Annotated in this window: 5 protein-coding genes and 1 tRNA gene; 3 read left to right on the top strand and 3 right to left on the bottom strand. The window is 68.8% G+C overall.

Annotated elements, in window-relative coordinates; all coding sequences use genetic code 11:
- Positions 1–1287, top strand: a 1287-nt coding sequence (locus ABZD10_RS13370; RefSeq protein WP_372887191.1) for a glycine cleavage T C-terminal barrel domain-containing protein, incomplete at its 5' end; no start/stop codon positions are given.
- An 89-nt stretch (positions 1288–1376) separates the two neighbouring features.
- Positions 1377–1991, top strand: coding sequence for an NTP transferase domain-containing protein (locus ABZD10_RS13365; RefSeq protein ID WP_372887190.1), 615 nt, complete (start codon positions 1377–1379; stop codon positions 1989–1991).
- Here the strand turns inward: ABZD10_RS13365 and ABZD10_RS13360 are convergent.
- The 3 genes from ABZD10_RS13360 to ABZD10_RS13350 form a co-directional block, all read right to left on the bottom strand.
- The gene (locus ABZD10_RS13360; protein WP_372887188.1) at positions 1960–2631 is read right to left on the bottom strand and encodes a Hint domain-containing protein; all 672 of its coding nucleotides are present in this window, start codon (positions 2629–2631) and stop codon (positions 1960–1962) included. The genes ABZD10_RS13365 and ABZD10_RS13360 overlap by 32 nt on opposite strands.
- 214 nt (positions 2632–2845) lie before the next feature.
- Positions 2846–2931: transfer RNA gene (locus ABZD10_RS13355), tRNA-Leu, on the bottom strand.
- A gap of 48 nt (positions 2932–2979) precedes the next feature.
- On the bottom strand, positions 2980–4296 hold the full coding sequence (locus ABZD10_RS13350) for a flavin-dependent oxidoreductase (RefSeq protein WP_372887187.1): 1317 nt from the start codon (positions 4294–4296) through the stop codon (positions 2980–2982).
- A gap of 285 nt (positions 4297–4581) precedes the next feature.
- Between ABZD10_RS13350 and ABZD10_RS13345 the strand changes: the two genes are divergently transcribed.
- Positions 4582–5324 (top strand): AMP-binding protein (locus ABZD10_RS13345; RefSeq protein WP_372887185.1); only part of this gene is annotated, 743 nt, incomplete at its 3' end.

Here is a 5324-nt window from a genome sequence, read left to right as displayed (position 1 = left end):
TTCGCCATGGACTGCGCCCGTTTCGGCGGTTGGATCACGCCGGGTTATACCCGGCCCAAGGTGATCGAGAACTACCAGAAACGCTTCTCGGTCTCCTACCCCAACGAAGAGCTGCCGGCCGCGCGGCCCTTCCGCACCACCCCGATGTACGACATCTTCGACCGGATGGGCGCGGTCTGGGGCGCGCAATACGGGCTCGAGGTGGTCAACTACTTCGCCGAAGGCGACGAACCGCGCCATGAAACCCCGTCCTTCCGCCGCTCAAACGCCTTCGAGGCCACCGCGCGCGAGGTCAGGGCGGTGCGCGAGGCTGTCGGCATCAACGAGACCCACAACTTCGGCAAATACCGGGTCAAAGGCCCCGGTGCCCGGGCCTGGCTGGATCGCATCATGGCCGGCCGGGTGCCGAAACCGGGGCGGCTGTCGCTGACCCCGATGCTGTCCCCCAAGGGGCGGCTGATCGGGGATTTCACCATCTCCTGCCTTACCGAGACCGAATATCAGCTCACCGCCTCCTACGGCGCACAGGCCTATCACATGCGCTGGTTCCAGCAGAATCTCGACGATGGCGTGCAGCTTGAAAACATCTCCGACAGCCGCACCGGCTTCCAGATCGCCGGCCCCAGGGCGCGCGCGGTGCTGCAGGCCTGCACCCGCCAGGACATTTCCGACATGAAGTTCATGGATGTGCGCCGGCTCACGGTGGGCATGGCCGACTGCATCGTGCAGCGCGTCTCTTACACCGGCGATCTCGGCTACGAGATCTTCTGCGACCTGCCCTCGCAGCGCGCCCTCTGGGATGTGCTGTGGTCTGCCGGACAGGCGCATGGCATGCGCCCCTTCGGCATGCGGGCGATGATGTCGCTGCGGCTCGACAAGTTCTTCGGCTCCTGGCTGTCCGAGTTCTCGCCCGATTACACCGCCGCCGAAACCGGGCTCGACCGGTTCATCGCCTTCGCGAAAGAGGCCGATTTCATCGGCCGCGCCGCCGCCGAGGCCGAACGCGAGGCCGGCCCGGCGCGCAGGCTCTGCGCCTTCGAGGTCGCGGCCAGCGACGCCGATGTCAACGCCTATGAGCCGATCTGGCTCGACGGCAAGGTGGTGGGCTTCTGCACCTCGGGCGGCTACAGCCACCACGCGGGGGCATCCATCGCCCAGGGCTTCGTTCCGACCGAAAGCGCCCGCGAAGGTCTCGAGGTCGAAATCGAGATCCTCGGGCAAATGCGCAGCGCCCGGCTGATCACCACGCCGCTCTTCGATGCCGACGGCGCGCGGATGCGGGGATAAGCCTTCCCCCGGCTTTTTCTCTTGCTATAAATATCCCCGCCGGAGGCACCCGACCCCGCCTCCGGCGCGAACGGATCCTGAGAATCGCCATGCTTGCCATCCTTCTCCTTGCCGCCGGCGCCTCCTCGCGCATGGGCGGCACCGACAAGCTGCTCGAAAAGCTGGACGGAGAGCCGCTCGTGCGGCGCATGGCGCGCCATGCGCTGGCCAGCGGGCTGCCGCTCTGGGTGGCCCTGCCGAAAGCGCCGCACCCGCGCCATGGCGCCCTCGACGATCTGCCGCTGACCCCGGTGGAGGTTGCCGACGCCGCGATGGGCATGGCGCATTCGATCCGCGCCGGCATCGCCGCCCTGCCCGCGCATTGCGAGGCCGTGATGATCCTGCCCGCCGACATGCCCGAGCTTGACACAGGGGATCTGGCGCGGATGCAGGCGGCCTGGCGGGCCGCGCCCGAGGGCACCACGCTGCGCGCCACCGGCGCCGACGGGCGCCCGGGGCATCCGGTGATCTTTCCTGCCTGTCTGTTTCCGTCCCTGGCTGCCCTGTCCGGCGATCGCGGCGCCCGCGCCCTGCTGGACGATCCGGCGCGGCAACTGCGCCTTGTCGCCCTGCCGGGCCGGCACGCGCTGACCGACCTCGACACGCCCGAGGACTGGGCGCGCTGGCGGGCGCTCAGGCGCAGCGCGGAAGATCCAAGGCGCTAAGCGCCGGGCGCCGCGCGGCGGCAAAGGCGCGGCCGCTGCCCCGCTGTGCCAGACGTGGGCAGAGCGCCATCACCCGGTCGCGTTCGCCGGCCGGCAAAAGCGCCACCTGCGCCAGGTCCGGCTGCCAGCTCTCGGTCCAGAGATCATCGGCAAGGATCAGCTCGTGGCGCGCCAGCAGGATCTGCCAGGCCGGCGGAACCTCGGGGGCATCGCAGAACTCGACCCCCGCCAGAGCCACCAGATCGCGCGCCGCGATCAGCGTCTCGGACCCGCCCGCCGGCGCCGGTTCCGCGCGGTTCAACAGCCGCTGGCCCGGGGCAAGGTCGAGATCGCGCCGCGGCAGCCCGCCGGGCAGCGCCCCGGCGCGGATGCGCAGCCGGCGGCCGCCTGCGGCCTCAGCTCCGGTGCCGCCGACAGGGTCGATGGGGCCGATCCAGCGCACCGTCTGATAGCCGTTGTCGCGGGTCAGCACCGCATCGCCGACGGCGATCTCGCCAAGCGCCCTCTCGCCGCCCAGAACCATGACCCGGCTGTCGGCCGCGAGCCCGGCACCGGCGGTCTTGGCCACAACGGCGACCGGGGGCGTGACCGGCGTCGCCGTCGCGGCGATCTCATCAAAGAAAAACGGTTCCTGCAACATAAGCGGCCCCCAGAATGGTCCAATCCTTCGTTGACCATGATCTGGCCCAGCACTTGGGCGGAAATGCGACCGGCAGGGGAAAGAAATTCGGCAATCGCGCTGCGGCGATGCTTGCCTTGGGCCGGCTCGGGCGCCGGTGGTCTTGGCGGGAGGTGCCGCCGGAGGTGCTGCCGGTGTCGCTGCCGGAGTTCGTGCCGAATTTTCCGAGCAATGCTGGTACCCAAGGCCGGACTCGAACCGGCACGCCCGCAAAGGCGGGGGATTTTGAATCCCCTGCGTCTACCATTCCGCCACTTGGGCATTGCCCGCCCGATTTAGCCAAGCCGGCGGCTGCCGTCCAGCGGGAAATCATGCGCCGGGGTCAAAACCTGACCGCCGCGCAGGCTCGCCGCGGGCCGGCGCCGGGGGCTCTGCGGGGCCGATCAGCGGGCTCGCGGCATTGAGGCCGCGAATCTCCGCCCCCTCGACCCTGCGATAGCGATCGGCAAAGGCCCGGAGCTCGGCCTCGGGCATCACCTGCGCGATATCCTCAAAGCCATCCGGTGCCCGCTCGGCCACGATGTCCAGAATCCGGTCCGGCCCGTCCTTGCGGTTCATCAGCAGCAGCGCGTTGACCACCTCGCGCCGCAGCAGGTCATAGGAGTCCAGTGCCGCCGCCCCGCCCCCCTTGTCGCGCAGCTCGCGCGCCAGATAGCGGGCGTCGAGAATGCTTTGCGACGCCCCGTTGGTGCCGTTGGGATACATCGCATGTGCCGCGTCGCCGATCATCGTCACCCGGCCGAAACTCCACTGCGGCAGCGGATCGCGGTCGATCTCGGGATATTCGAATATCCGTTTCGCCGCCCCGACCATGGCCGGCACGTCGAGGCCGTCGAAAACCCAGTCGCGAAAGGCGGGCAGGAAATCCTCGGCGCGGCCGCGCCGGTGCCAGTTCTGCGGCTTCGGAGGGTGATCGTCCGCCACCCGCAGGCTGGCAATCCAGTTCACCATGGTGCCTGTCCCCGCGCGATCGGGCACCGGGTAGGTGACGATTTTGCGCCTGCGATCGCCGGCGACCAGCATCCGCCGGGTGCCGGGCCCGGAGGCTGCCGGGCTCACGCCCCGCCACAGCATGTTGCCGTTCCAGCGGGGGCCGCCTTCGTCGGGGTAGAGCAACCGGCGCAGCACCGAGTTGACGCCGTCGGCCGCCACCAGAACCCGGCCGTGCACGCCGCCCTCTGTGTTGCCGCCGGCCGAGGCGGCGAAACGAAGCTCGACCCCCTCGGGGCCGTCCCGCCAGCCGGCGACCACGCGGCCGGTCTCGACAACATCGCCGCCGCAGCGCCGGGTCAGTGTTTCGGCAAGCAGCATCTGCAAGGTGCCGCGATGCATTGCGTATTGCGGCCAGTGATAGCCGGCGTCCCGGCCCCGTGTCTGCGACCAGATCGTCTGCCCGTGGCGCGTCAGATAGCAGAGCTCGTCTATCGGAAGCCCGCGCGCTTCCAGCTTTTCGCCCAGCCCGAGATCGGCAAATTCGCGCACCGCGTTGGGCTGCAGGCAGATGCCGACGCCCAGCGGGCGAATCCGGTGCATCGCCTCGAAGATGCGAAACGGCACCCCGACCTGTTGCAGCGACAGGGCAAGGGTCAGCCCTCCGATTCCGGCCCCGGCGATCAAAACCGTCATGTTTGCCTCCTGCTCCGTGATCCCTGCACCATGATCCCAGCGAGCGCCTTGGCCGCGCGCCCGTCGGGATGCCCGTACTCGGGCGATATAGGCCGATGGTCCGGGGGGGCAAATTTCCCGCCTGCGCCGCGCGGCGAAAGACCCGGCCCGGCGCCGCGTCCAAGAACCGCAGGCCGACCGGCACAAAGCTTTGCCAGACGGCCCGGATCAGTCTAGAGTTGCAATATTTTACACAGCTTCATGGCGACCCTATTGATGACGACACAACACTCAGCACCGACGGAATTGAAGATTGACGGGGACGAGGCCCGGGACTGGCCGACCCTCGTCGACGCGCTGCGCCATCACGCGCGCCTGCGGCCGCAGGAAACGGTCTATCTGTTCCTCAAGGATGGCGAGACGGAATCAGAGCGCCTGACCTTCGGCGAACTGGATCGACGGGCGACACTCGCCGCCCGCGGCCTGGTGGCGCGCGGGGTGGCCGGCGCGCGGGTGCTTCTGGCCTATCCGCCGGGTCTTGATTTCATCGTCGCCTTCTTTGCCGCGCTCTATGCCGGGGCCACGGCGGTGCCGGCGCCGGCCGCCAATGCCGGGCGCTCCACCTATGCGCGAATCTCGGGGGTCGCGACGGATGCCGACCTTGCCATCGCGCTGACCCTGCCCGATCTGGTCGAACACGCCCGCAAGATCCTTGACGAGACCGCCATCAAGACCCGGGGCCGGACGGTGCCGGTCACCACCCTGCCCGAGCTTGAGGCACGCGGCAGCACCGAGGATCTGCTGCCGGAGCCCGACCCCGGTTTCATGGCCGTTCTGCAATATACTTCCGGTTCCACCGGCACCCCGAAAGGGGTGATGATCAGCCACGCCAATATCGTTGCCAATCAGCAGATGATCCGCGACCGCTTCCAGCACGACACCGAGACCGTCATCGTCGGCTGGATCCCGATGTTCCACGACATGGGGCTGATCGGCAACATGATGCAGCCATCCTATGTCGGCTGCCGCTGTGTGCTGATGTCGCCGGG

This window comes from Shimia sp., assembly GCF_041624275.1.
Taxonomy (GTDB): domain Bacteria; phylum Pseudomonadota; class Alphaproteobacteria; order Rhodobacterales; family Rhodobacteraceae; genus Shimia.
The sequence above is the reverse complement of the archived record's forward strand: the minus strand, read 5'-3'. Positions and strand labels throughout refer to the sequence as shown.

Bases quoted from the DNA above. Each gene is read 5' to 3' on its own strand.
- ABZD10_RS13365 (WP_372887190.1), top strand. From the start codon at position 1,377: ATGCTTGCCATCCTTCTCCTTGCCGCCGGCGCCTCCTCGCGCATGGGC.
- ABZD10_RS13360 (WP_372887188.1), bottom strand. From the start codon at position 2,631: ATGTTGCAGGAACCGTTTTTCTTTGATGAGATCGCCGCGACGGCGACG.
- ABZD10_RS13350 (WP_372887187.1), bottom strand. From the start codon at position 4,296: ATGACGGTTTTGATCGCCGGGGCCGGAATCGGAGGGCTGACCCTTGCC.